Below are 26395 nucleotides of genomic sequence, written 5' to 3'. Positions count from 1 at the left end.
AAGCCCGCATCCAATAAAGACGCGGGCCTGATATCAAGCGAGACTGGTCTGATCAGGCTTGTCAGCCCTTGCCAGAGATGGCCTGCCACTGACCGGCTTCGATCTTGGCCGCAGCGATCACGGCCTGAGTGCGGCTGTCCACATTGAGCTTTTGCAGAATGGCGGAGACGTGCGCCTTCACCGTTGCCTCGGAGACCGAAAGCTCGTAGGCGATCTGCTTGTTGAGCAACCCTTCGGAGAGCATCATCAGCACGCGGACCTGTTGCGGGGTCAAGGTGTTGAGGCGTTCTACCAATTCGGTGATCTCGTCACTGTAAGGGGCGCTGAGATCAATGCTGTCTGGCACCCATGTTTCGCCATTCAGCACAGCGCGGATGCCCTGGGCCATGTTGTCGATGGATTGGGATTTGGGAATGAAGCCCGATGCCCCGAATTCCATGCACCGACGAATGGTCGGCACGTCTTCACTGGCAGACACGATCACCACAGGGATGGCCGGGAATTGGGCCCGCAAATAGAGAAGACCGGAAAAACCGCGAACCCCCGGCATGGACAGATCGAGCAGCACCAGATCAATGTCTTCGGACACTTCGAGCCTATCTCCCACTTGCTCGAGGGTGCCTGCTTCATGGATGGCAATCTGATCGAAGATCGTTTCCAAAGTCTGGCGCAACGCGCCCCGGAAAAGTGGATGATCGTCGGCGATGATGATATTCAGCGATGCCTGCTGCACTTTACTCCTCCCCAATCAGTATGGGCAACATGGCGGTATCGGATCAAGAGACCTGACATGGCCATTCTGAAAGTAGTCACTAAATGTCACGGAACGGACAATGAGATAGTCGCAGTGCCCATTAGGGGTTGCATCGCAATTGTCGATGCTTCGGTTCGCTCTCCGAACCGGCCCCAGCCTGGCTCGTCCCCATTTCCGCGGCTTCATTCCAGTACGGAGAATTCCCCGGCCCAGCTCTGTTTTGGCCGCTCCCAAAAGAAGCTGACCAACGACTACAGTATTACGACTTCTTTGCAAGAAACTATGCTTGGTTGCAACATGCTTGGCAAGCCGTAGCTTTGACATATTCGCAAATTCTCACGCTTGTTGAGCTATTTAGCCGCGTAACATGGTAAAGAAGAGCACCAACTTGGGGAAATCGCTTAAGCTTTGGTCCGGATTGTCAAGAATTCCATGTGCCTTGATCCAAATGGTCGAGAATCGGCAAACCATGTCATCCATCCTCAAGGCGGTATATCTTCCCTGCAAGAATAGTTGGATGCTGTCCTTCGTTTGACAGAACCTTGACCAGATCTGAGTCATAACTTGGTAAAGGCCGGTGCCGCGAGGGACATCTGTTCGTTACAAAAGCACTTTAAGTTGCCCCCGAATCTTGACAAGGCGCGCAGCCACGACGTCATACTGACATGTGACAGCTGCCAATGGATGCACCGGGGACCACCGGAATGAAGCTGTTCGAAACAAGTACCTGTTCCACCCTTCCCAAAGTCGAAGCCGAGATGGTCGAGGCAATTCAGGCATCCGAGCGCAACCATGAGGCGCACTGCCGCCTGTTCGCCGCGATGGACGCCATGCATTGTCTGGAAGTTGGTGGCGAGTATGGGGCGCACGGTCCAATCGGGCCACAACTGACCGCGATCGCGTGGAACTTGCAGCGCTGCCTTTATCCCGAACAGAGTGCCGATATCCTGCGGGATCTTGATCCGGATGTTGTGCTGGTCTCCGAGATGGATGGGGGCATGGCCCGCACCCACCAGCGCAACACCACCCGGGCGCTCGCCGACAGTCTGGATATGCATTACGCCTTCGGGCTTGAGTTTTTCGAACTTGGTCTTGGCAACGAAGCCGAACGGCGGCTGGCGGCGGACGATCACAATGAACTGGGCTGGCATGGCAATGCCGTGTTAAGTCGCGTCAAGCCAAGGGGTCTGGCGCTGATCCGGCTTGACGACCACGGACACTGGTTCTGCCCGGATGAAGGATTGCGCTCGGCTCGGGTTGACCAGCAGCCCCGTGTCGGCGGGCGCTGTGCCATTGCGGCCATCTTGCCGACGGAGGCTGGCGATGTCTGCGCGGTCTCAACCCACCTTGAGAACAACGCCCCGTCCGCCTATCGACAATCGCAGATTGACCGGCTGATTGCGGCGCTTGATGCATTTGCCCCGGATGTGCCGGTGATCATCGGCGGTGACCTGAATACGGGCGGTGATCCGGCGAATGGCGGAGGGCGCAATGAACCGCTGTTCAAGGCCGCTGAGCGTCATGGGTTCACCTGGGACAACAATGCCATCGGACCGACAACCCGCAAAAGCCCCCTGTCGGGTGCTGTTCGCCCCAAGATGCAGCTGGATTGGTTCGGCGCGCGAGGCCTTGACGGCAAGGGCGCCCAGATCATTCCTGCGCTGGATGAAGTGGGCAAGGTTCTCTCGGATCACGAATTGATCGTCGGCCACTTTGCTCTACCGGTCGCGGCGTCGAGCTGATGGCCCAAAAGGGGTCGGACCAATCGAGCGCCTCCCACCTTAGCGCTTTGGCTAGACCTTATTGTCTTCGAATTCCTGCCGGAACTCCTTCACGACACCGAAAAAGCGGCGCATCATGGCCTCCCCCATGTCGAGAAACTGCTCAAAATCACCCGGCATCTTTTTGGCTGACTTCTCTGACGTCTCGGATTGATCTGATTTGTTGTCTTCAGCATTGGCCGATTTATCGGCCTCGGGTTCATCAGGCTCCATGGACGGGAACGGTTTGTCCATGTCAGGGCTGGCCTTTCGGGCAAGTTGCTCGCCTTCGGCCAGTGTTTCGAGCCGCGCCGCCTGCTCTTTGTTTTCGGCCTCAAGTGTCTCGATGCGATGGTTCAGAATGTCGACCCGATCCCGAAGCATGTCGTTGAACTTGCGCTGGCGCTCCAGTTTGGTGGCAACAGCGGACAGCTCACGCAAGAATGCATCGCGCCATTCCTCTTCGGCCGCCGATTGCACAGCCTCGCCCGTTTCCACCTCTGCCGTTGCCGTGCCCGACTGTGGCCCCGACTGTGGCCCCGACTGTGGCCCCGATTGCGGCTCTGCCTGTTCGGACTGGGCCCAAACCGGGGTGGCCAGCATCGCGGTGCCCACGCAGATCGCAAGAGCGGTGTGGTGCAGGGCCGTGAGACTGAAGCGTTTTTCTATCGTCAAGAGCATGGTTCCTGTGTTTTGTCCGTCAAGCCCCCTCGGCCAACCAACCGGGGTGGCAGTTGATGGGCAATCGGCAATCGATGGCGAATCTTAACAAAAGCTTTCGCACAGGAACATGATTATTTGTGGGAAGGACTGAAACCGGTCAGATCAAGCCGGACGGGTGACGTGGCCCCTGAGTTGCTGGCGATATTCCTCGATATCACGGAACTGATGTCTGCGTGACAAACCCAGCTTGTCGATCCGCCACTGCATCAGCGCCTCGAAGGTCCTCACGCTCACCTCCTGTTCGCCAAGAACCCGGTACAGCGTCTTGTTGCCGTCGGTCATCAGCAAATGCTCCATGGCCTTGGAGGAAAGCCCCGGTCCATCGCGAAGGAACCAGATGATATCGTCCTTCTTGCCGGTTTTGATCATGTCTTCGAGCAGAGCATCAAAGGTCATTTCGCCCAGATTCATTTGCACCACCATCACTTCGCGGTCAACGGAAGCGCCATCATCCGTGTGGGCGAGCCCCCGGTTCATCTGGCTTTCAACAAAGCTTTCCAGTGTTCCGTTTTCCAATGCACTGGCCAAACCGGCGGGCAGGAAGGGGCAACCATCTGTCACCCGTTTGTTGAGCAAGTTGAAGAACACCTTGTCGGCGAGGCATCGGACAGCCAGCTCCGACTGAATCTCACCGGATTTCTGGCAAATGATGGAGCAGAGCATGACCGCCTTGCCGGAAAACTCAGCCCCCAGATTGCGCAGCAATCGTCCGATCGCACTCAAATAAGCTCTCGCCATGATCGCATCAACGAGATCCTCACGCACGACGTTGCGGCTCGCGATTGCATTGAGAACGGCCTCGCCCCTGGCGCGAACGGCGTTGAGGAGCAGGTCATTGCTGAGCATGGGGGAATGCTGGAACAGAGGCGTGACCATTTCATCGCGTTCCATGGCGAGGCGCTCTGCCAGTGGGGTAGAGATGTGGCGCGTGCGGGCCAGCAGAGTGATGATATCGCGCCGGACGCTCAGATCAATCTGGTCATAAAGATCCAGCACCAGCGCCGAGAAGAGCTGTCTCTCCACATCGCTGGGCGCTTTTCCCGTGCGCCGCGCATATTCAGCTGTGAGCTTTCGTATCAGCAGGGATCGAGCAGCCGTATCCGTCTCTTTGGCCAGTTGCTCAAACTGCTGTAAAATGCTTTCAGCCATTATTTGATCCCGTTCATCCAAATCCACCACGGGGGACCGTGGCAAATCAGTTCTAATTTATTTGAAATTTCTTAATTATATCTCCACTTGCACGAAATAGCTGACAAGATCGCCATACCGTCCGAGGCTGTCACCCGCCTAGAATGGTCGGCGGTTTGGCCGCTGAACTCAACCGGCTTTCTCTGTCCCTCACAAGCTGCTATAGGCAAGGAACCAAAGCTCCTGGCAGAAGAACGGCAACGAGACCTGAGTGCTGCCGGACAGATCGATGAAAGCTGACGCATGCAATTGCCTGAACCGACCATTCCCGGCCTCATCTGGGCCTTTCGGTATAACGCGAAAACCAACCGCTGGCAGTCGCTGCCTCTTGATATCGAAATGAAGGATCTCAACGGTGATGACGGGTTTGTCTGGCTGCATCTGGGGCTGGCGGACACGCGGGTCGGTGGGTTTCTCGACAGCATTGAGGAATTCGATGAAGAAGCCCGGCAGGAGCTGACGAGCCGTCAATATCGCGAACGCCTGTCGACAACGCAGGAAGCCGTCTATGGCACGCTGGTCGATTTTCAGCGCGGGTTTGACGATCAAGGGGCCGAAATTGGCTGGCTGCATTTTGTTGTCACAAACCGGGTCATTGTCACGACCCGCCTCAAGCCGCTCAGAAGCCTCGATCGGGTGCGCTCGATCCTCGCCAAGACCACGCGGGTGCGCAGCCCCCTTGATGTCTTTGCGCTTCTGGTCACCGAATTCCAGCGCACGGTTCTGGACGTGGTGGTGGAGACCACCGAGACCCTTAATGACATCGAGGATGTCGTCTATGAGGAAACGGCAGAGGAGGAAACCCGGTCGCTGGCCCCTGCCCGCCGGATGATTATTCGCCTCAACCGGCACCTGCGCACCGAGATTGCCCTGTTGCGCCGGGCTGCAGCCGAAGATGAAGAAGACCTCTTCCCTGGTCTTGACGACGTGGCCGATGACCTGCTAGCCCGAATCGAGACTGTGGAGCGGGATGTAACCTCATTGCAGGATCGGGCGCGTCTGCTGCACGAGGAAATCGATGCCAAGGCGACAACGCAGACAAACCGGCATCTCTACATTCTGTCTATCCTCACCGCCTTTTTCATGCCGCCCACCCTTGTGACCGGCTTCTTTGGCATGAACACAAACAATCTACCGCTTGAGAACAATTCTTCCGGCACGCTGCTGGCTTTCATCCTGATCATTGCCTCGGCCGGCTTTGCCTGGTGGCTGTTGCGCAAGGCCGACATTCTCTAGTTATCCCTTCATATAAACCATTTCATTGCTCAACGGACCGTCGTCATGACCAACACGATCATTCAACTTGCCACCCGTCTCATCTATCGCAATCGATGGATGAGTCTCAGAGAGGACAAGGTCCGTTTTCCCGGCGGGCATGAGGGCATTTACACCGTCGTCGACAAGCCGGACTTTGCGGTGATCATTCCCGTCCATGATGATGGTCGCCTGCAACTGGTGCAGCAATATCGCTATTCTGTCGGCGGTCGCTATTGGGAGCTGCCGCAAGGATCGTGGGAAGATGCAGCCGTCGTCGAAGCGGAGGCTTTGGCGCGCGGTGAACTGGAGGAAGAAACCGGCTATCGGGCCAGAACCATCGAGCATCTTGGTGCGACCTTTGCCGCTTATGGATTCGTCAACCAGCGCGGCCATATCTATCTTGCGCAAGGGCTGGTGCCGGGCGAGTTGAAGCGCGAAGTGACCGAAGAGGATATGATAACTGCAAGCTTTACCATGGATGAAGTGCTCGCCATGATCCGCTCGGGCGAGATCATGGATTCCATTACCATCGGTGCGCTGGGATATTGGAAGCTATTGGCGGACAAATAAGCCGGATGCCTTGTGGCACCCGGCCTTGATTGGTCACGCTGTTTGACGCCTTTTCTTATTCTGCTTTCTACTCTGCGGCTACCTTGGCGGCATCCGGATTAAAGCGGGAATAGAAGCGGTCGTTTTCTGCCGCCATATCCTCAAGCAGCTTGGGTGCCTTGAAGCGGTCGCCAAATTTGGCTTCGAGCGCCTGACACTTGTCCAAAAACGCAGGCGTTCCCATGGTGTCGATATAGGAGAAGACACCACCGGTGAAGGGCGCAAAGCCAAAGCCGAGAATGGAACCGACATCGGCCTCGCGGACATCTTCGAGGACGCCATCTTCAAAGACCCGCACCGCTTCGACAGCCTGCGCCACAAGGAACCGGTCCTTGATCTCTTCGTGTGAGATCGTATCCGGATCAAGCTGCGGCGCGAGCTCCTTCAGGCCCGGCCAGAGACGTTTGTTGCGGCCTTCATAGTCATAAAAGCCTTTGCCATTCTTGCGGCCAAGACGTCCTTCTTCGACCACGAGCTTTTTCAGGAGCGCTTCCTGATCGGGGTCAACGGCGCCCTCGCCCAATTGCGCCTTGGTTGCCTGCAGGATGTTCCACGCCAGTTCCAGCGCCACTTCGTCATTAAGCGACAAGGGCCCCACCGGCATGCCCGCCTGTTTGGCAAGATTTTCGATCATCGCCGCCGGTACGCCTTCCTTGAGCATCAGATGACCCTCGCGGATATAGGCCAGCACCGAACGGTTGGCATAAAAGCCCCTGCCATCATTGACAAGGATCGGGGTTTTCTTGATCCGCGAGACGAAATCAAGCGCGGTGGCGATTGCCGCCTCGCCGGTTTCCTTGCCCTTGATCACTTCGACCAGCATCATCTTGTCGACCGGCGAGAAGAAGTGAATGCCGATGAACTGAGCGGGATTGGCAACCGCCTTGGCGAGCCCGCTGATCGGCAGGGTCGAGGTGTTCGACGCGATGATGCAATCAGGGCCAACGGCGGCTTCGATCTGTTTGAAGATCGAGGCTTTCAGCTCGGGATCTTCGAACACCGCCTCGATGACGAGATCGCAGTTCTTGAGTGCCGCATAGTCGGCCGTGGCTGTGACGCGGCTCAAAAGCGTATCATTCTTCTCGGCTGTGGTGCGGCCCTTCTTGAGCGCCTTGGCGAGGCTGTCTGCGATGTGTCCCTTGCCCTTGTCGGCGCTGTCCTGATCGCGATCAACGAGCACGACCTCCAGTCCTGCCTTGGCCGAGACATGGGCAATGCCTGCCCCCATGAAACCGGCCCCGATGACGGCGATCTTTTTCAAATTGGTCTTGGCCACCCCATCGGGGCGACGGGCGCCCTTGCCCAGTTCCTGCATATTGAGGAACAGAGAACGGATCATGTTGGCCGCTTCCGGCGTTGCCACGGTCTTGGCGAAATAGCGGCTTTCGATACGAAGGGCCGTGTCCATGTCCATGAGCAAGCCTTCATAGGCTGCGCGGACCATGTAGCGAATGGCAGGATAATTGTCGTGCGTCTCGCGGCGATAGATGGCACCGACGGCGGGCCAGACGTTGAAGCCTGCCGGGCTGTAGACACGGCCCGAGGGCAGTTTGTAGCCCTTCTGGTCCCAAGGCTTCGCCGGAGACAAGCCATCGGCAAGCATCTGCTTTGCGGTTGAGACCAGCTCATCGGCAGGCGCGATCTTGTCGATCAGCTTTGAGCCCAGCGCCCGCTTGGCGTCGAGCATGGAGCCTTTCATGAGGAATTGAAGCCCTGCTTGCGTGTCCATCATTCTCAGGATGCGCGTGGTGCCACCTGCACCGGGGAACAGGCCGACCTTGACTTCGGGCAGACCGAATTTGGCACCGTCCTTATCTGTCATCACGCGGGCATGGCAGGCAAGAGCAAGCTCACACGCGCCACCCGCCGCTGTGCCATTCAAGGCTGCGACCCAAGGCTTGCCGCAGGTTTCAAGCTTGCGGAAGGTGAGCGACAGCCTTCGGCTTTCTTCAAACAGTTCAGTTGCGGCAGCGGTTGCGCCCTTCTCGGACATGGCCTTTTGATATTGACCGAGCAGCCCCTGCAGCATGGTGAGGTCGGCACCGCCGGAGAATTGCGCCTTGCCGGATGTGACCACCACGCCCTTGACCGCTTCATTGGCGGTGAGATCGTCGATCACCTTGTCGAGTTCGAGAATGACTTCAGCCGTGAACACATTCATTGAACGCTCAGGCATGTCCCAAGTGAGGGTCGCAATGCCGTCGGCGTCGATGTCGCACTGGAAATTGATATAATCTGACATGTCTCTCCCCTCCCTATACGCGCTCGATGATGGTTGCCGTGCCCATGCCTGCGCCAATGCACAGGGTGACGAGGGCGGTATTGAGATCGCGTCGTTCCAGCTCGTCAATGACGGTGCCCATGATCATCGCGCCCGTTGCACCGAGCGGATGGCCCATAGCGATGGCGCCGCCGTTGACATTGACCTTTTCGGGGTCGGCACCGAAATATTGCATGAAGCGCAGCACGACAGAGGCGAAGGCTTCGTTGATCTCGATGAGATCAAGATCGCCAAAGCTCATGCCAGCACGCTTGAGCACCTTGTCGGTCACATCCGTGGGTCCGGTCAGCATCAAGGCCGGCTCGGAACCGATGTTGGCAAAGGCACGAATGCGGGCCCGCGGTTTGAGGCCTGCGGCCTTGCCTGCTTCGGCATTGCCGATCAGCACGGCGGCGGCCCCATCAACAATGCCGGACGAATTCCCCGCATGATGGATGTGATTGATCATTTCGATCTCGGGATAGCGCTCCATCGCCACGGCGTTGAAACCACCCATCTCACCGATCATCCCGAAGGATGGATTGAGACCAGCCAGATTTTCGACCGTTGTGCCGGGCCGCATATGCTCGTCGCGATCAAGGATCAGAGCGCCGTTGATGTCTGTGACGGGAATGACCGATTTTGCAAAATAGCCGTTCTCCCAAGCATGGGCGGCGCGCTTCTGGCTTTCAACAGACAAGGCATCAGCTTCCTCGCGAGAGAAACCATATTTGGTGGCGATCAGATCAGCTGAGACGCCCTGCGGCATGAAATAGGCAGGAACGTTGACGCTGGGATCCATGAACCACGCCCCGCCGGACGAGCCAAGCCCGAGGCGCGACATGGCCTCGACACCACCGCCAATGGTCATGTCGTGGGCGCCTGCCATGATCTGGCTTGCGGCCATGTTGATGGCATCAAGACCAGAGGCACAGAAGCGGTTGACCTGAATGCCCGGCACCGACTGCGCATAGTCGGCGGCGAAGGCTGCGGCACGGGGGATAACGCCGCCAGCCTCGCCGATCGGATCGACGCATCCCAGCACGATGTCGTCGATCAGTGTTGTGTCCAGCCCGTTTCGGTCCCGGATGGCCTTCAGGGTGGTGGCGGCCAGTTGCACTGCCGGGACTTCATGCAGCGAGCCATCCGGCTTGCCGCGCCCGCGAGGCGTGCGCACATGGTCGTAGATATAAGCGTCTGCCATTGAGTTCTCCCGAATTTCATTTGCCAGAAAAGACGATAGTCCTCCGATCGTCCTTTCTTCTTGCATGTATGACTTATCAGCCAGATGTGGCGCGGGTTTGACATGCTTGCCTGCCTCGCGCCCTTGTTCGCACTCTGGGGACCAACGGGCTGATTGTACCCATCCTGAAGCCTAGAAAGCCTCCGCCGGCAGAGCCATCAGGCTGTCGGCGCCAACCATGATGCGGTCACGGCGCATCGCCGTGGTGGGCATGATCCTGTCCATATAGAAGCGGGCCAGCGCAAGCTTGGTGTCATAGAAGTCCTTGCGGCTATCATCTTCATTCTTGACGGCGACTTCTGCCATTTTGGCCCACATGTAGCCGAGCATCACGGTACCGAACAGGTGCATGTAGTCGACAGACCCTGCCCCGGCATGTTCCGGATTTTTCATGGCATTTTCGCCAAACCACATGGTGGCTTTCTGCAGGTCTTCCGCGCCTGATTTGAGCGGCATGACGAACGGTGCCATGGCTTCATTGGCTGCATGGGTCTCGATATAGGCCCCCAGCTCCTGAAACAGCGCCATGATGCCGCGGCCGCCGTTGGCCATCAGCTTGCGGCCCACCAGATCAAGCGCCTGAATGCCGTTGGCCCCCTCATAGATCATCGCGATGCGGGCATCGCGTACGAACTGGGAGGCACCCGTTTCCTCGATGAAGCCATGGCCGCCAAAGACCTGCTGAGCCATCACGGCATTATCAAAACCGATGTCAGTGAGATGCCCTTTGAGAACCGGCGTGAAGAGGCCAAGGCGATCTTCGGCCTGCTGGCGTGCCTTCTCATCCGGGTGCTTGTGGGCAATGTCGGACTGGATGGACGCATAAATGCAAAAAGCGCGGGCCGCCTCGTTGAAGCTGCGCATGGTCAGAAGCATGCGGCGCACGTCAGGATGCACGATCAAAGGATCGGCCGGGCCATCAGAATTTTTCGCGCCGGTCAGGGAGCGACCCTGAAGGCGATCCATCGCATAATCACGGGCATGCTGATAGGCCGCTTCCGACTGGGTCAGCCCCTGAATGGCAACACCGAGCCGGGCTTCGTTCATCATCACGAACATGGCCTTGAGGCCCTTGTGCTCTTCGCCAACGAGCCAGCCGGTGGAGCTGTCAAAGTTCATCACGCATGTCGAGTTGCCGTGGATGCCCATTTTCTCTTCGATCTTGCCGACCGTAACATGGTTGGCCTCACCGGGATCTCCGGCCTCATTGGGCAGGAATTTCGGCACGACGAACAGCGAAATACCCTTTGTGCCTTCCGGTGCGCCTTCGATGCGGGCGAGCACCAGATGAACGATGTTTTCGGCAAGGTCATGATCGCCAGCGGAGATGAAAATTTTGGTGCCGGTAATCTTGTAGCTGCCATCCCCTTGCGGCACCGCCTTGGTGCGCAAAAGGCCCAGATCCGTGCCGCAATGGGGCTCGGTCAGGTTCATGGTGCCAGTCCATTTTCCCTCGACCATCTTGGGCAGATAGGTTTGCTTGATCTCGTCATTTGCATGCACCAGCATGGCCGAATAGGCGCCCTGCGTCAGGCCCGGATACATGGAGAAGGCAAGGTTGGCCGTGCCAAGATACTCGTTCATGATGACGTTGAGCGTCGTCGGCATGCCCTGTCCGCCATAGGCGGGATCAGCGGACAGGCTCATCCAGCCCGCCTCGACATAGGCATCCCAGGCGTCCTTGAAGCCTTTGGGCGTCGTCACCACCCCATCTTCCCCGAGGGTGCAGCCTTCGACATCGCCTGTCACGTTGGTGGGCTGGATCACTTCGGTTGCGAATTTCGCGCCCTCCGTCAGGATCGCATCCACCAGATCTTCGGTTGCTTCCTCATAGCCGGGCAGCGTGTTGATCTGTTCAAGGCCAAACACCTCCTTGAGCAGGAACTGGGTATCCTCGACGGGTATCGTCAGACTAGGCATGATGCTCCTCCCTTGCGTCCAATCGGCCCCTTTGTCGGCTTTTGTCGGGAAGCGATTTCTCAGCGCTTCCTATCTGCCGCTCAAAGCGTCATGTGTTCCTCGCACAGGACGCAGAGGCGTCGATTTCATCAGTTACGTTAGCGTAAGCGTTAAGTTGGATATACATCTGCAACCTGCCCGATTCAAGCCGGAATGGCTGATACACGCCGAAAGTAGAAAGACTCATGCCCGCAGCTTTGCGCGGGTTTTTAACATGACGTAGGGGATTCCACCAATTGCAAGAGCGTCATTAAAGCTGACGTTACGTAAACAATAGGCACCCATATTTCGCCTGTCCCTTCATCATCGGCAGACAAAGAAAAACCGCGCAGCCCTAAGGCCCACGCGGTCAAAATCTCTTTTCAAAAAAGCTACAGCGAGTGAATCAACTCTCGGACTTTTCCTTTTCGCGCAGCATGCCCGAAACCACCGCCACGGTGCGTTCGAGATCGCCAATGGCCTGATCCACGTCAGCCCTTTGTTGCTTGAGAACATCGATCTGTTGTGTGAAACGATCGAGCGCGACGCGCAGCTGAGTGACCTGACCATCGCGCAGATCGTATAGATCCAGCATGTCCTTGATTTCGGAGAGCGAAAACCCGACTTTTTTGCCCATCAGAACGAGTTTCAGTCGCGCCCGGTCCCGGCGGCTGTAGATGCGGTTCATGCCTTCGCGGCGGGGATTGAGAAGATTTTTGTCTTCGTAAAAACGCAAGGTTCGCAGTGTCACACCGAATTCCTTGGCCAGATCACCAATCGTATAGGACAACGGGCCGCTGTCACTGGTGGATGCGGTCAGGACATCCTTGCCCTCTGTTCCACTCAATACCGTCGATTTGTCTTCACTCATGGCACTTATCTCCTTGGCTCGGTGCGTCAGACTGCTGGTCCGACAGACCGGTCTCCCCTTCATTGGCCTCGTTTCTCATTTGTTGCACACGCGCGGCTTGCACCTGAATTCCAGCCACCGGTCGCGACGACAGATCGAGACTCAACCTTACCTTATCGTAAACCATCGTTGTAAAAGCCTGTCAATGCGTCCAATGGCCTTTATGCTGCGGGTTGCTTCCCTATGGGCACTTGTTCTCTCGGTCTTTCGTAGAAGAAGACGGGTTTCACGAAAGTTATAGTGAGTGAAGGGTTAATTGAGCTGCGAAATATTGCAATTCGCACGGGTCATTAACTGCTTCTTTACCCTAACTTATCAAATTGGACACAGGAGAATCCGTTCGAAGCGGCCATTCTGCATTGCCTGTTTGCCCGGGAGGCAGTGGCGCCGACCAAGAGTAGAGTTCAGTCATGATTGATGAAACATTCCACACGGACCGCGATGTTGGCGAGTTTATCGAAGGTCTGCGCGGTGCCTCCAACCACCGCAAACGGCGTGGGCGCAGCCGTCGCAAACCAGACCAGGTGCAGGCCGGGGATCGTGCGGCGCTTCTCGACATGATCAAGGACATGGAATTGCAGATCGCATCCTTGTCAGGTGAAGATGACTATGGCCATCACTCTGACAGAGCTTACTCCGATGAGACCGAAACATTGCGCTCCGGGCGTCTGCGCAACAACGAGGGCTTTGACGCGCCGCGCAGCAGCAGTGCGCGCAGAAGACCGTCAGCCAAAACAGACGGGACGCGTGAAGACTATCGCAGTGCGCTGGAACGGATCGAAGCACAACTCGCACGCGTCGATAATGCCTTGGAACGCAAGACTGAGAGACAACCGAAAATCAAGCTTGAGCGCGTAGCACCCAAACGACAGCGCGGACAGGATCCGCTGATGCGTGGTGACGTGCGGCAGCCAGCCCCAACACAGACCCGCTCGCAATCGCGTGCTCGCAACGCCGCTTCATCCGCGAGTTCATCCAATGGCGTTCCTGCCGGTGTGGATCAGGCCCTGCGCCAGTTGATGCAGCGGGTTCAGGACATAACGCCCGCCATGCAGGAGGTACGCGCACAGGACGACAAACTCAACCGTCTGCGTGAGGATGTTGCCTCCCTTCGCGATCTGCTTGAACAGGCCAATTTTTCCGGCGCATCCGAACGACTGCTCAATGAAATCGCAGCCCTGTCCGGTCGCATTGATGCGATGACGGCGGCGATCAGCGAATCCCGTCATGAGCCCGAGTTGAGAGACGCCATTCACGACATCCATTCGTTGCTCGACAAGTCCGCCTATGATCCGTCGATTCAGGATCATTTCGAGCGTATCCTCGACAAGCTCGACAACCTGCCGCTCAATCACCATTATGACGACTTCGCCAAGCTGTCGGCCCAGATCGACAACCTGCGCGATATCCTGTCCGCGGCACCGCGGGCCCAGCATTTCTCTCATATTTCCGGGCAAATGAGTATGCTCGTTGATCGCCTTGGCGCTCTGGAAGATGATGTCCGGCGCTCGGTCAATCAGTCGCCGCAGAATGACCAGATGGAGGAATTGCTGGAGGAGCGTCTGGCCCATCTGCAGCAGATGATGGAGCGGGTTGATCCCAATGATCGGCTGCTGCGCCTTGAGGAACAGCTTACCTCGCTTGCCGATGGCCTTGAAGACACGCGCGGCGAATCCGACTCGCACTCCGCACTCGAAGCATTGGCGCGACAGGTAGAAAGTCTGGTCAAGCTGATCAGCCAGCAGAACCAGCACACGCCAAAGGCTGCGCTGGACACTCTGGCCAATCAGATGGCTGCTCTCGATCAACGCCTTCGCGAAGGACCGGATTCGAGCCGCACCGAGCATCGCTTTGATCAGGTCGAACAGACCCTTGCCCGCATTGATGACATGCTTCATCGGAAAATGGACAGCGTTGACCTCAGCACCCTTGAAACCGGACTGTCGCGCCTTGCTGATCGGATGGAAGCGCAGGAAGAAGTCCTGAGGGATACCGCGCATGGAACCGTTGGTGGTTTTGTCGGCATCGAGCAGCTCGAACGCCAGATTGCCGATCTGGCGGGCCGCCTAGATGGCTCGAGTCGCGGTGACCAGGACCCGCAGTTTCTCGACAGCCTGACGTCGCGGCTTGACGCACTCACCGAGCAATTTGCGCGGTCGCAGAGCCGCTTCGACGCTGTCGACCGCATTGGTCAGGACATTCAGCAGCTTGCCGCCAACCGGCCGAACGGCCCGGTCAACGAGTCCAAGATCGCTGAAGAAGCAGCCATGAGAGCGCTGCAGCGCGTTGGTCCGATCGGCGCTGGCAAAATGGACGGTGCTCTTGAGGTCATCATCGATGGCCTCAAGGATGATCTTCATGGCCTGCGCACCTTCGCTGAAAGCAGCGAGAATACCACCCAACGCAATCTTCACAGCGTCAGCAGCATGCTGAACACCATTGTCGAGCGTCTGGGCGCGTTGGAGGGCGAGGTTCGCACCTCCGAAGATCAGGATCATGCCGCCAGCTCTGAACCGGCACCACAGGTGCGCATGAGCCCGCCTCGCACCAGCGAGGACGGAGAGCCGGACCCTGAAAAACGCAGTCTTGGACAGATGTTGCGGCGCAGCCAGAAAGGCCGCGGCGCGACCTCTGGCTCGCAACAGGCAGCAGCACCGGGACAAAACGCCCAATCGATGAGCGCAGCCGATCTGCTGGCTGGCCGCGGCAGGACCCGAGCCGCTGAGCGTGCGGACGCAACCGCCGCCCAGATGCGTTCGGATCCCGATGGCGCTCGCCAGCCGGGCATTCGTCTGACCGGCAAGGCCGCACAGACTGCACAGGCCGCCGGCGCAGCTAGAGGTCAGAGCGAGGCAGCACCGCAGGCTCGCAGAGGCCAGATCGATATGGGTGGCGCACCGCAAGTTCACGGCAATGTTGCGCTCAAGGCCGACCCGCATCACGAACCAATGCATGATGCACCAAATGCTCCGCAGCAGCAGCCGCGACAGCCGCAGCCCAAGCGAGGCGCGCAAATCGTTGGCGGCAGCTCATCCGCGGCCACGGCTCCTCGTCAGGAAGGCGGGTCGAAAGCAGACTTTATCGCAGCCGCCCGGCGCGCAGCACAGGCAGCCGCTCAAGAAAGCGCCCGCGTCGAGCAGGAAGAAGGCGAAGCCAAGGGCTTTCTTGCCCGTTTCAAGGGAAGCAAGAAACCCAAGGACCAGCAGGCGACTGAAGAACAGGCCAAAGCCCCCCTGTCGGTACAGCCCGCAGAAGATTTGCTGAAAGGGCTCAATCGCAAGGAACGCCGCGCAGCCATCGCCGAAGCTGCACGCAAGGCCAAGAGCGCCAAGGGCGATGAACTCGCACAGGCACTCGAAGACGACGAAGCCGCCGCCCTCGCTGCAGGACTTGTAGAGGATGAAGAGGTTCGCAAGAGCCTGTTTGCCCGGATCGGCGGTGCCGTTTCCCGTCACAGCCGCCCCTTGCTGATCGCAGCAGCGGCAATCCTGCTGGCGATCACGACCTTGCAGTTGGCCAAGAATCCGGAATCGAGCCTGCATGGTCTGTTCAACAGCATGCAGAGCGAACAGACCGCAACGGTTGAGCCTGCAGCATCCGACGCCCCGGCTGAAGACACGAGCAATGCAGCAACACCTGATGCTCCCACCGCACCGGGCGACCAGTCCAGCGTGATGCCCTATTCCGGCAGTCTGGTTCCGGACATGACCAATCAAGAGGCCAATCGCGTCATCACCTTTGCGCAACCGTCAGGCGCTCAAGGCCCGATGAATGGACCGCGCAGACAGAATGCACCGGTCGCGCAAGCCCCGCAGGTTGCACAGCAGCTCGACCCGATGACGGCGACGGCAATGACGACCCCGAATGTCAACCCGGGGATCGACTACACGCCAACGAGCTCGATTCCGAGCACGTCGAATGCCATGACCCCACAGCAGCAGGCCAAGGCCGAAGCGCAGCCGATGCCTCCGGTGCTGGATCAAGGGGCAACAGATGCGGACGCATCGGTTCAGGCAGCCGTCGACATGAACAAGATGCTGTCGCCGGGAATTTCCCAAACGCCGCTGATGACAGCCGCCCAGAATGGCGATGCATTGGCCCAGTTCGAAGTCGGGCGCCGTATGACGCTGGGCGAGGGCATGACCGTCGATCTGAAAAAAGCCGCCGATTGGTTCGAAAAAGCGGCCTCGCAGTCCATGCCGCAGGCCCAATACAGCCTTGCCAACCTCTATGAAAAGGGCAAGGGCGTCAAAAAGGATCTGCAGGTTGCCCGTTTGTGGTACCAACGGGCAGCGGAGACCGGCAATGTCAAGGCGATGCACAATCTCGCGGTGCTTTATGCTTCGGGCGGTCTTGGCAAACCTGATTTCTCGCAAGCCTCGAAATGGTTCATTCAGGCCGCCGATCATGGTCTGAAAGACAGCCAGTACAATCTCGCGATCCTTTATGCACGCGGTATGGGGGTCAAACAGGATCTGTTGCAGAGCTACAAGTGGTTTGCTCTTGCGGCCAAGAATGGCGATCAGGGCGCGACGTCCAAGCGCGACGAAGTTCTGAACGTGCTCAATGCGTCGCAACAGAAGGCCGCCAAGGCAATGGTCGAGACCTGGGTTCCGAAGGTGGCCAAGCCATCCGCCAACAATCTGGCTACCCTGCCGGAGGAATGGCAATTGAAAGCCCCGCAGGAAGTGACCGGCAAAGTGTCGCAGAAACCGGGTCCCAAAGAGATCCCGATGCATGTGATTGTCGCCAAGGCACAATCCATGCTTGGAGCGCTTGGCTACAACGCAGGACCATCCGATGGCCAAATGGGCCCAAGAACACGCTCTGCGATCCGCAATTTCCAGGAAGTCGCCGGACTGCCCGTGACGGGTGAGATCGACCGGGCGTTGCTGGAAGAACTCGCATTGCGTGTCATCTGATCCAAAGGCAACTGAGCTGAATTTGCTCTATTGCCAAGAATTTGATCAATCATGCCAATTGCGTTTGGTTCGCGCAGAATGTACAAGTAAAAACAGACGTTTCGTCGACTCCCTTCGCCATACGCAAGAGGAGGGAGGCAAGTCTGAAGGGATACGGCGCTCCGTTTGTGAGCAAGGAGCGGGACTGATCGCCAGTCTAGCGAAAAGCGCTCTCTCCCCAAGGCGTGTTGTTTGCTTGCGACCGTCTCGCATGGCTATGGCCACAGCGGAGTAAGACGGACCAAACGGCCACTACAGGAGAAGCGTGTGGAGCTCTATTTGCCCATCGCGGAGATGCCCGTGAATGTCTTCGTCATTCTGGCGATGGGCGGAACCGTGGGTTTCTTGTCTGGCATTTTCGGTGTCGGTGGCGGCTTTCTTCTCACCCCCTTGCTCATCTTCTACGGTATCTCGCCCGCAGTTGCGGTTGCCTCTGTGACGGCCCAGATCACCGCCTCTTCGACGACCGGGGCACTTGCCTACCTACGCTCGGGCAACCTTGACATAAAGCTGGGTTCAATCCTGTTCAGCGCCGGTATCATGGGATCGGTCGTCGGGGTCGAAATCTTTGCGCGCCTCAGAGAGCTGGGGCAGCTCGATCTGATCATCTCGGTCTCCTATGTCACCTTTCTTGGTGCTGTTGGCTCGCTGATGGTGATGGAGAGTGTCCGGGCGATTGTTCGCACCCGCAAGGGCAACACGGTTGCAACGCGGCGGTCCGGTCAGCACAACTGGGTGCATGGCCTGCCATTCAAGATGCGGTTCAAGAAATCCAAGATCTATGTCAGCATCCTGCCTGTGCTCTTCATTGGCGGCAGCATCGGCTTTCTGGGCACGGTTCTGGGTATCGGTGGTGGTTTCATGCTGGTGCCTGCGCTTATCTATATCTTGCGGGTCCCCACAGCAGTGGTCATCGGAACATCGCTCTACCAGATCGTCGTGACCATGGCGGTGGCCACGGTGCTGCATTCGATCACGACGCAGACGGTGGATATCGTTCTGGCTCTCATTCTGATGCTCGGTGGCACCGTCGGCGCACAATTCGGCGCCCAGATCGGGCAGAAGCTCAAGGCTGAGCAATTGCGGGCGCTTTTGGGTATTCTGGTGCTGATGGTTGGCATGCGGTTCGCCTACAATCTGGTGATCCAGCCGCAGGAGGTCTACAGCATCGAAGTCCGGGAGGCTCAGCAGTGACCCCCTCCAACCTTCTCAAGCTTTGCCTGTTTCTCTTTTGCGGCCTCGGCATGTCCTCGCTCAGTGCGCGCGCCGAAAGCCTTGTTGCCGACATGTCTGATCGGGTCATCAAGATTTCATCCAACTTCACGGGGTCGAACATTGTCGTGTTCGGCATGATCGAGCGGGACGGTGCGACGGTCGCTCGTGGCGAACCCTATGATCTGGTGGTGGTGGTTCGGGGCTGGAACCAGACCATCGTCTCGCGACGCAAGGAGCGCGTTGTTGGTGTCTGGATCAACAATAAACGCGAGCTTTATCCAAACGCACCGAACTTCTATGTTCTTTCCTCGACGCGCAAACTCGAAGATATCGCCCATCCGGAGATCTTGGCGAAGATGCAGCTCGGGACGGATTATCTACTGCTCCCTTCGGGCGAGGGCGTCGCAAGCGAAGAGCGCGAGCCTGATCCCTTCCGTATGGCGGCCTTACGGCTCAAACGCAACGCGGGCCTTTATCGCGATGATCTGTCTTCCGTGGCCTTTCTGAATGACTCGCTGTTCCGCACGACCGTCGACATTCCCGCCAATGTCCGTGTCGGGCGCTATGATGTCACGGTTCACCTGTTCCGGGGTGGAGCGCTGCTCAGTTCCGTTACTCAGCCGCTCAACATTGCCAAGACCGGATTTGAGCAGTTGACCTTTTCTCTGGCGCGCAACAACAGCTTCATTTACGGCGTGTTGTGCGTGGCGATGGCCATGTTCATGGGCTGGTTTGCCGGGGTTGTCTTCCGAAGAAACTGACACTTGATCGATTTTTTCGACTTTACAGGCGCGCCGAACGCCGGTGGTTTGACAGGCCTTGCGCTGCGTCGAAGAGACAGATGGTCTGACGGCCAATCACGGCGAGCCTTGCTCCCGCATGCAAAAACGGCTCGAAGGCCGCCTCCCGCACATTGAGCCCACCTGTATAGCTGCCATAGGCTGGCAGGATGATGCGATTTCTGGTGATGACAAACGATTTGCGCCGCATGGTCCGCCCACGCTGACGGCTGGCAAGGGTCGCAACCGGGTGTAGATGGCCGGAAAGCTCCAACCCCGGAGCGGCTTCGGTTTCATCATCGTTGCCCTCGTCTGGCGCAATCAGGCTGCCCGGTTCGTGGGTGAGGCCGATGCCGCCAGTGCCGCCCTCAAGAACCATCGTGTCCAGCACGTCGCCGCCAACCAATCCATCGAGCTGCGGGTCATGGTTGCCGCAGATCCAGCTCCATTTGCGGTTTGTCATCAAGTCCGACAAGGTTTCGCGACAGTCTTGCGGCAGGCGAGCCGGTCCGCCAACATCATGAAAACTGTCGCCAAGACAGACAACATGGCCGGGGTCGAGAGCGCCGATATCGCTGGCCAGCTGTTTCAGGCTGTCATGGGAATCATAGGGCGGGATGAACTGGCCGCGCATCGCAAAGGCCGATCCCTTTTCAAGATGCAGATCCGCAAGCAAGAGCATCTCGAGCCGTGGGAGATAGAGCCCGCCGGACAGGAGGGCGACAAAGGTCTCCCCCTGCTGCTCGAACGCCAGCGTTTCGCTCATCTCAAATTCCAGTGCCGTCTCGCTCACCGTCAGTCCTACTCTTGTTGTTGATTGCGCCTCAGCTCTCTGTTCCTCATAGCCCCAGTTCAGCAGCCGCTTGCATCAGCAACTGATCCTCCGCCTCGCCATAGACCGGCTCCTTGCCGATTTCCAGCAAGACCGGAATGGCCAGCGGCGATGGTTCATCGAGGTCCGCGTGGATGATTCGCCCCTTCACGCGGGAGAGCATATCGCCAAGGCGGCCAATGTCCAACAGACCTCCGGCTGCATCCTGCCAGGTTGCCTTGAGCAGGAGATGGTCCGGTTCGTGATCCCTGAGCACGTTGTAGATGAGATCCGAGGACATGGTGATCTGCCGACCGGATTTTTCCTTGCCCGGATGGCGACGCTCGATCATCCCCGAAATCAGGGCACAATTGCGAAAGGTGCGCTTGAGCATGGCACTTTCTGCAAGCCATGCATCGAGATCATCCCCCAGCATGTCCTCGTCGAACAGCTGCTCGAAGCTCCAGCCCAGATCCTTTTCGAGACGCGCCAGATCCTTGAGGCCCCAGATCATCAGGGCATAGTCCGAAGCCACAAAGCCCAAGGGGCGCGCCCCGGCCCGCTCCAGCCGCCGCGTGAGCAACATGCCGAGCGTCTGCAGCGCCAACCGCCCCTCAAAGGCATAAAGGGTCAGATAGTATTTTCCTGCCCGAGGGAAGGTCTCGATCAGCATCTCATCGGGACCGGGAATGATCGAAGCCTCTTTCTGCTGTTCGAGCCAGTGCCGGACCTGATCGGGCAGGCCAGACCAGCTTTCCGGATCGGCCAGCATGGCGCGCACGCGCGAGGCGAGATAGGTCGACAAAGGAAACTTGCCACCATAGTAGGCAGGAACCTTGGGTTCGCGATGCCGGGTCTTGGTGACGAAGGCGGTGTTTTCTTCAAGCGTCTCGAAGCACAGGACCTGTCCAGCAAAGAGAAAACTGTCACCGGGCGCGAGGCCATCAATAAAGCTCTCCTCCACTTCGCCCAGAACCCTGCCGCCGCGCCCCAGTCGTCTGGGTTCTCCGCTGCCTCCCCCCTTCCATGAGGTCAGTCGCACCTTGATCATCGCCTCTTCGACAATGGTGCCGATATTCAACCTGTATTGCTGCGCCCGCTTGGGATGGGATAGACGCCAGAGCGTCTTGCCGCTTTCCTTGTCCTTCATCGGTTTGAGCTTGGCAAATTGCTCATAAACGCGCATGGCGTAACCGCCGGTGGCAACAAAGTCGATGGCCTGCTCGAACAGCTCCCACTCAAGATCGCGGTAAGGATAGGCGGCGGTGATTTCAACGTAAAAATCCGAAGGGTCAAATGGTCCGGCGCAGGCGCGCCCAAGGATATGCTGGGCCAGAACATCAAGGCCGCCGGTGCGAATGGGCGGGGTATCCTGATCGCCCAGATAGTTCGCGTCGAGGGCCGCGCGGCATTCCATGACCTCGAAGCAGTTGGATGGCACGAGAAGAGCCTTGGATGGTTCGTCAAGCCGGTGGTTGGAGCGACCGATGCGTTGGGCTAGGCGGCTTGCGCCCTTGGGGGCTCCCACATGGATGACAAGATCGACATCGCCCCAGTCGATGCCCAGATCAAGGGTTGAGGTACAGACGACGGCTCGCAAGACACCGCGCGCCATTGCGGCCTCTACTTTTCGCCGCTGGGATGCATCGAGAGAGCCGTGATGCAGGGCGATGGGGAGCGTGTCCTCGTTGATGGTCCAAAGAGACTGAAAGAGATATTCGGCCTGCGAGCGGGTGTTGACGAAGATAAGGCTCGTCTGATGCGCCTTGATTGCCTCGTAAAGATCAGGCAGCGCATAGCGGGCCCCATGGCCGGCCCACGGGATCCGCTGAGACGAGTTGAGCACCTCGATATCCGGCTGCGTTCCGCCCTTGAGCTGAATGATTTGCGGCTCGATTTCGGGACGGCCACCGTGATGCGGCACAAGCCAGTGGGCCAACTCGAGTGGATTGGAGACAGTCGCCGACAGGCCTATGGGTCTGACGGCGGGGGCCAACCGGCGCAGGCGACTGAGGCCAAGGCTGAGCAGTTCACCGCGTTTTGACGTGACAAGCGCATGCAATTCGTCAAACACGATGGTCTGCACGTCAGCGAACAATGTCTCGGCCTCTCGCGATGCAAGCAGGAGCGCGAGTTGTTCGGGTGTGGTCAACAGGAAATGCGGCGGGATCTGCTTCTGCCGCTGGCGCTTGTGTGCAGGAGTATCTCCGGTGCGGGTCTCCACCTTGACCGGCAAGGCCATTTCGGCAATGGGCTGTTCCAGGTTGCGGGCAATGTCGACAGCCAATGCCTTGAGCGGGGAGATATAGAGCGTATGCAGCTTGCCTTGCCAACGGTCCGGATCGGCCATGATGTCGATGAGAGAGGGCAGAAAGCCCGACAGGGTTTTGCCCGCTCCTGTCGGGGCGATCAGAAGCGTGGGATGCCCTTCGCGGGCCGATGCCAGCATGGCCGCCTGATGGGGACGCAGGCGCCAATTTCGGCCTTCAAGCCAATTGCCAAAGTGTTCAGGAAGATCGGCAGGATCCGGGCTCGCCGGCCAGCGCACTGAAAGACCCGCTTCACACTCGTCTGCTCCATGGCCAGATTGCAGATCTTGGGCTCCGGTCTCGGCCCCGACGTGGTGCGGCTCTGATTGTGGTGATTTCCTCATGGCACGACTATGACCAAGGGGCCAGGCTTTGTCACCTCACACGTTGACAACTTCACACAGGGCGCGTTGTGCAGGTGGTCTCCAAATGCCTATCGCTAGGGTCGTTTCAGGGCGTCCGGCGTTATCAGGCCGCACTGGCTTCGCTGAATTCGACATCCTGCTCATAGCCCTCGATGACCTCGAGAAAGAAGGGCGCATGACAGACCTGATTGCGCCCGGCACCCTTGGCAGAATAAAGTGCAATGTCCGCGCGATGGATCATGTCTTCGAGATTGTCATGCTCGGGGTTGAATTCGGTCACGCCTGCGCTCAGGGTCAGGGTCAATTCCTTGCCATTCCAGAACATCGGCGTTTCGGAAACGGTTTTGCGGACCCGTTCGGCGTAGGCTCGCGCTCCGTCGATATCAGCTGCGCTGAGCAGAACCGCGAATTCCTCGCCGCCCCAGCGGGCGATCAGATCCCCGTCGCGGCTGCTCTGACCTAGAATGCTTGCCAGATGCTGCAAGGCCAGATCGCCAGCCAGATGACCATGACTGTCATTGATCATCTTGAAATGATCCACGTCCATCATGATCAGGGACATGGGAGCCTCTTGCACACGCGCCATCTGGGTCATTTCCCTGCCGCGGCGCGAAAAGGCTGCGCGGTTTGCCAACCGGGTCAGCCCGTCCCTGTCTGCCACTTCGGTGAGAATCTTGTTGCGCCTGTCAAGCCGGGCATAGCCCCTGATCAGGATAAAGCTCGATCCCAAGACCAGAAGGAACGGCAGTCCACATGCCATCGCGCTGATCACAGGAACAAGAGGCGTGTGGGTCGCGGCAAGCACCCATTGACTCGTCACAACAGATAGCAAGCCGCACGCTCCGGCAACAATGCTTGAAGCCAACAGGGTGTGGCCCGTCGTCTGGATGGTGCCCAGATAGCGGTAAAGCCGATCAAGAAGGTTGCTTTCCCGAAAGCTCACCTTGTCTCCCTTAGTACTCTGCTGTCTGCAGACCAGAAGAATTTGATAAAGCAAACCACGGAATCTTGCACCTGTCATCCGCACATGGCCAGAAAACAGGCCAAAGCACCGCAGGTTTCGGGTTTCCGCTTAATGAATGGTTGAATGGACCGATCAACTTGACTACATCCCACATAATGTAGTCGGGTGAGGCCATCGATTGGCCATGAAGCCATGATCTGTTAAGTTTCAACAGGGTCTCAAAGGAGCAACGAGCTCATGTCGAATTCCAATTTGTCTCGATTTTTCGGCGGGTCACCGGGCATGGTGATCCTCAGACTGATGGGGCTGTCTGTGGTCGTGGGGATCATTCTGAGCGCTCTTAACCTGCATCCGCGCCAGTTGTGGAACCATATTGTTTCGTTGGTCGAGCATGTCTATTACATGGGCTTTGACGCCATCCACTGGGCAATCGAGTATTTCGTGCTCGGCGCTCTGATCGTCTTCCCGATCTGGATCATCATGCGCCTGCTCAAGATGGGCAGGAACGAGCCCTGAGACCACGCTCTTGGCGGTTTTCCAATTCTTCACCTTACCGAATTCTAACCACCACATTACACATGTTTAAGATGACAGGTCGGCCCTCATCGGCGATACTTGAACCCAAGTCAAGCGATTGGGATGTACAGGAATCTTGGGATACTCTCTCGAGAATGTCACAATCGCCCAAACGGCAACTCGTCTAGTCCCGGTTGCTGTTTTGCAAGCCCCGAGCTTCCCATCTTCCCCCAGAGCCATATGCAGGGGAGCTCGGAGCCACAAATTGACCGCTGCACGATTGGTCCCGTGTGGCGGTTAATTGTTTCTGAGGCCCTTAATTGTTTTTGAGGCCCTTGGAGCGGCAGAAGATGCCCAGGTGCTTCGGGCTTTTCTTGATGATCGGGGAGTGCTAAAAGAGCGAGCCCTTGCCCGGCAAGGCCCCAGCCTTGCCTTTGCTTTCTTCCCACCGGATCCCGCTCCATGGATGCTCCTGCTGTCGACAATCCCAACGCCTTTGATGTGACGCACCATATGGTGCTGACCATTGCCATTCCCATGACGCTCGGGCTCGTTACCGTGCCGATTGTCGGTATCGTCGATATGGCGGTGATTGGTCAATTGGGAGAAGCCCATCTCATGGGAGGCATCGCTGTCGGAGCGCTGTTGTTCTCCATTGTTGCCGCCTCTTTCAATTTCCTGCGCATAGGAACCACTGGACTGACGGCTCAAGCGGTCGGCCGCGGGGATGGCGTCTCACAAAGAGCGGTGCTCTATCGGGCGCTTTTGATCTCGCTCGCGCTTGGACTGATTTTCGCTGTGGCCAGCCCCCTGCTTGTCCCTCTGGGCCTTGTTGCCATGGGCGGATCAGAGGCGGTGAATGATGCGGCGGACAGCTATTTGTACATCCGCCTGATCGCCCTGCCGCTGACCCTGGCCAATACAGCCATTTTCGGCTGGCTCTTCGGTCTTGGCCATTCGCGCAAGGCGATGTTCCTGATGATTGCGCTCAACAGCGCCAACATCGTGCTCACCATCTGGTTGGTGCTCGGACTTGACATGGGTGTCGAAGGCGCAGCGCTGGGAACCGCAGCCAGCGAGTTGTTTGCGATCCTTCTGGGGTTTGTATTTCTGGCCTTCGAACTGAAGCTTGATTGGCGCGTCCCGCTTGATCGCCTGTTCAACGGTGAGGCCTTTTTGCGGTTCATGCAGCTGAATGGAGACATCTTTATCCGGTCGATGGTTCTGGTGCTCTCCGTCTCGGTCTTTACCTCGCTTGGCGCCCGGCAAGGAGACAGCGTGCTGGCTGCCAATGAACTGCTGATGCATTTCTTCGTGTTTGGCGGGTTCTTTCTCGATGGCATCGCTGCCGCCGCCGAGCAGATCGGCGGGCGGGCCATTGGTGCCAACTATCGCCCGGCCTTTGACAAGACGATCAGGCTCACCCTGATCTGGGGGTTGGCGCTCGGATTGGGTCTCAGTCTGGTGATGTGGCTATTCGGTCCGGCAATCATCGATCTTCTGACCACGGCGGAGGATGTACGCATTCTGGCGCGGAACTATCTCGTGTGGGCAGCAGTGACGCCCCTGATCGCCACATTGGCGTTTCAGATGGACGGTATCTTCATTGGCGCAACCTGGTCGGCTGCGATGCGCAACATCATGCTTCTGTGCTCGGTGATCTTCCTTGCGTCCGCCTGGGGCCTGATGCCGTTTCTTGGCAATCATGGCCTGTGGCTTGCCATGATCCTGATGCTCGCCTCGCGCGGCATCGGCCTGTCGCTGCTGCTGCCCGGGCAATTGGGCCGGAGCTTTGGTGCTCCGACCGGTTCAACCGTCAAGGCCTGAACGGGC

At 58.1% G+C, this 26395-nt stretch carries 18 protein-coding genes; 8 read left to right on the top strand and 10 right to left on the bottom strand.

What is annotated here, in order from left to right; all coding sequences use genetic code 11:
* Nucleotides 1-61 precede the first annotated feature (61 nt).
* Nucleotides 62-733, bottom strand: a complete 672-nt coding sequence (locus CPH65_RS10830) for a response regulator transcription factor (RefSeq protein ID WP_096173481.1) — start codon at nucleotides 731-733, stop codon at nucleotides 62-64.
* Nucleotides 734-1458: 725 nt separating this feature from the next.
* Between CPH65_RS10830 and CPH65_RS10820 the strand changes: the two genes are divergently transcribed.
* Nucleotides 1459-2496: an endonuclease/exonuclease/phosphatase family protein gene (locus tag CPH65_RS10820; RefSeq protein ID WP_096176359.1), complete on the top strand. Its 1038-nt coding sequence runs from the start codon at nucleotides 1459-1461 to the stop codon at nucleotides 2494-2496.
* Nucleotides 2497-2547: 51 nt separating this feature from the next.
* Here CPH65_RS10820 and CPH65_RS10815 read toward each other — a convergent pair whose 3' ends face one another.
* Together CPH65_RS10815 and CPH65_RS10810 are read right to left on the bottom strand one after the other, a co-directional pair.
* Nucleotides 2548-3189, bottom strand: a complete 642-nt coding sequence (locus tag CPH65_RS10815; RefSeq protein WP_172891502.1) for a hypothetical protein — start codon at nucleotides 3187-3189, stop codon at nucleotides 2548-2550.
* 150 nt (nucleotides 3190-3339) lie between these two features.
* Entirely contained in the window at nucleotides 3340-4386 is a 1047-nt protein-coding gene (locus CPH65_RS10810; protein ID WP_096173478.1) for a DUF2336 domain-containing protein, read from the bottom strand.
* A gap of 282 nt (nucleotides 4387-4668) precedes the next feature.
* Between CPH65_RS10810 and CPH65_RS10800 the strand changes: the two genes are divergently transcribed.
* Together CPH65_RS10800 and CPH65_RS10795 are read left to right on the top strand one after the other, a co-directional pair.
* Entirely contained in the window at nucleotides 4669-5661 is a 993-nt protein-coding gene (locus CPH65_RS10800) for a CorA family divalent cation transporter (protein WP_096173476.1), read from the top strand.
* A 45-nt stretch (nucleotides 5662-5706) separates the two neighbouring features.
* Nucleotides 5707-6252: an NUDIX hydrolase gene (locus tag CPH65_RS10795; RefSeq protein ID WP_244574594.1), complete on the top strand. Its 546-nt coding sequence runs from the start codon at nucleotides 5707-5709 to the stop codon at nucleotides 6250-6252.
* A 67-nt stretch (nucleotides 6253-6319) separates the two neighbouring features.
* On the opposite strand, the gene CPH65_RS10790 is transcribed toward CPH65_RS10795, so the two are convergent.
* The 4 genes from CPH65_RS10790 to CPH65_RS10775 all read right to left on the bottom strand — a co-directional run bounded on the left by CPH65_RS10790 (nucleotide 6320) and on the right by CPH65_RS10775 (nucleotide 12603).
* Nucleotides 6320-8533 carry a 3-hydroxyacyl-CoA dehydrogenase NAD-binding domain-containing protein gene (locus CPH65_RS10790; protein ID WP_096173475.1) on the bottom strand — a complete coding sequence of 738 codons (2214 nt, stop codon included), beginning with the start codon at nucleotides 8531-8533 and terminating at the stop codon, nucleotides 6320-6322.
* Nucleotides 8534-8546: 13 nt separating this feature from the next.
* Complete coding sequence (locus CPH65_RS10785; RefSeq protein ID WP_096173474.1) at nucleotides 8547-9755, bottom strand: acetyl-CoA C-acetyltransferase; 1209 nt, start codon at nucleotides 9753-9755, stop codon at nucleotides 8547-8549.
* A gap of 171 nt (nucleotides 9756-9926) precedes the next feature.
* Nucleotides 9927-11714 (bottom strand): acyl-CoA dehydrogenase C-terminal domain-containing protein, encoded by a 1788-nt coding sequence (locus CPH65_RS10780; RefSeq protein ID WP_096173473.1) that lies wholly within the window; start codon nucleotides 11712-11714, stop codon nucleotides 9927-9929.
* Nucleotides 11715-12138: 424 nt separating this feature from the next.
* Nucleotides 12139-12603 (bottom strand): MerR family DNA-binding transcriptional regulator, encoded by a 465-nt coding sequence (locus CPH65_RS10775; RefSeq protein ID WP_096173472.1) that lies wholly within the window; start codon nucleotides 12601-12603, stop codon nucleotides 12139-12141.
* 449 nt (nucleotides 12604-13052) lie between these two features.
* Between CPH65_RS10775 and CPH65_RS10770 the strand changes: the two genes are divergently transcribed.
* From CPH65_RS10770 to CPH65_RS10760, 3 genes are all read left to right on the top strand, one after another.
* Nucleotides 13053-17564 carry a peptidoglycan-binding protein gene (locus CPH65_RS10770; protein WP_096173471.1) on the top strand — a complete coding sequence of 1504 codons (4512 nt, stop codon included), beginning with the start codon at nucleotides 13053-13055 and terminating at the stop codon, nucleotides 17562-17564.
* Nucleotides 17565-17870: 306 nt separating this feature from the next.
* Nucleotides 17871-18797 (top strand): sulfite exporter TauE/SafE family protein, encoded by a 927-nt coding sequence (locus CPH65_RS10765; protein WP_096173470.1) that lies wholly within the window; start codon nucleotides 17871-17873, stop codon nucleotides 18795-18797.
* Complete coding sequence (locus CPH65_RS10760) at nucleotides 18794-19579, top strand: TIGR02186 family protein (protein ID WP_096173469.1); 786 nt, start codon at nucleotides 18794-18796, stop codon at nucleotides 19577-19579. Before CPH65_RS10765 ends, CPH65_RS10760 begins: the two co-directional genes overlap by 4 nt.
* A gap of 22 nt (nucleotides 19580-19601) precedes the next feature.
* Here CPH65_RS10760 and pdeM read toward each other — a convergent pair whose 3' ends face one another.
* The 3 genes from pdeM to CPH65_RS10745 all read right to left on the bottom strand — a co-directional run bounded on the left by pdeM (nucleotide 19602) and on the right by CPH65_RS10745 (nucleotide 24025).
* Nucleotides 19602-20390, bottom strand: a complete 789-nt coding sequence (gene pdeM / locus CPH65_RS10755; protein WP_096173468.1) for a ligase-associated DNA damage response endonuclease PdeM — start codon at nucleotides 20388-20390, stop codon at nucleotides 19602-19604.
* A 46-nt stretch (nucleotides 20391-20436) separates the two neighbouring features.
* The gene (locus tag CPH65_RS10750) at nucleotides 20437-23061 is read right to left on the bottom strand and encodes a ligase-associated DNA damage response DEXH box helicase (protein ID WP_096173467.1); all 2625 of its coding nucleotides are present in this window, start codon (nucleotides 23059-23061) and stop codon (nucleotides 20437-20439) included.
* Between the two features lie 124 nt (nucleotides 23062-23185).
* Nucleotides 23186-24025, bottom strand: a complete 840-nt coding sequence (locus CPH65_RS10745) for a GGDEF domain-containing protein (protein ID WP_157747620.1) — start codon at nucleotides 24023-24025, stop codon at nucleotides 23186-23188.
* A gap of 258 nt (nucleotides 24026-24283) precedes the next feature.
* On the opposite strand from CPH65_RS10745, the gene CPH65_RS10740 reads away from it, so the two are divergent.
* On the top strand, nucleotides 24284-24562 hold the full coding sequence (locus CPH65_RS10740) for a DUF6460 domain-containing protein (protein WP_096173465.1): 279 nt from the start codon (nucleotides 24284-24286) through the stop codon (nucleotides 24560-24562).
* Between the two features lie 462 nt (nucleotides 24563-25024).
* A complete protein-coding gene (locus CPH65_RS10730) occupies nucleotides 25025-26389 on the top strand; it encodes an MATE family efflux transporter (protein WP_096173463.1) in 1365 nt (454 codons plus the stop codon).
* The last annotated feature ends 6 nt before the right edge of the window (nucleotides 26390-26395 follow it).

Source organism: Cohaesibacter sp. ES.047, assembly GCF_900215505.1.
In the GTDB taxonomy this organism is placed as follows: domain Bacteria; phylum Pseudomonadota; class Alphaproteobacteria; order Rhizobiales; family Cohaesibacteraceae; genus Cohaesibacter.
The sequence above is the reverse complement of the archived record's forward strand: the minus strand, read 5'-3'. Positions and strand labels throughout refer to the sequence as shown.

What these genes read in the sequence shown, in the direction of transcription:
- CPH65_RS10785 (WP_096173474.1), bottom strand. Translation starts at nt 9,755, where the DNA reads ATGGCAGACGCTTATATCTACGACCATGTGCGCACGCCTCGCGGGCGC.
- CPH65_RS10775 (WP_096173472.1), bottom strand. Translation starts at nt 12,603, where the DNA reads ATGAGTGAAGACAAATCGACGGTATTGAGTGGAACAGAGGGCAAGGAT.
- CPH65_RS10750 (WP_096173467.1), bottom strand. Translation starts at nt 23,061, where the DNA reads ATGAGGAAATCACCACAATCAGAGCCGCACCACGTCGGGGCCGAGACC.
- CPH65_RS10810 (WP_096173478.1), bottom strand. Translation starts at nt 4,386, where the DNA reads ATGGCTGAAAGCATTTTACAGCAGTTTGAGCAACTGGCCAAAGAGACG.
- CPH65_RS10820 (WP_096176359.1), top strand. Translation starts at nt 1,459, where the DNA reads ATGAAGCTGTTCGAAACAAGTACCTGTTCCACCCTTCCCAAAGTCGAA.
- CPH65_RS10800 (WP_096173476.1), top strand. Translation starts at nt 4,669, where the DNA reads ATGCAATTGCCTGAACCGACCATTCCCGGCCTCATCTGGGCCTTTCGG.
- CPH65_RS10790 (WP_096173475.1), bottom strand. Translation starts at nt 8,533, where the DNA reads ATGTCAGATTATATCAATTTCCAGTGCGACATCGACGCCGACGGCATT.
- CPH65_RS10795 (WP_244574594.1), top strand. Translation starts at nt 5,707, where the DNA reads ATGACCAACACGATCATTCAACTTGCCACCCGTCTCATCTATCGCAAT.
- CPH65_RS10730 (WP_096173463.1), top strand. Translation starts at nt 25,025, where the DNA reads ATGGATGCTCCTGCTGTCGACAATCCCAACGCCTTTGATGTGACGCAC.
- CPH65_RS10770 (WP_096173471.1), top strand. Translation starts at nt 13,053, where the DNA reads ATGATTGATGAAACATTCCACACGGACCGCGATGTTGGCGAGTTTATC.
- CPH65_RS10780 (WP_096173473.1), bottom strand. Translation starts at nt 11,714, where the DNA reads ATGCCTAGTCTGACGATACCCGTCGAGGATACCCAGTTCCTGCTCAAG.
- CPH65_RS10740 (WP_096173465.1), top strand. Translation starts at nt 24,284, where the DNA reads ATGTCGAATTCCAATTTGTCTCGATTTTTCGGCGGGTCACCGGGCATG.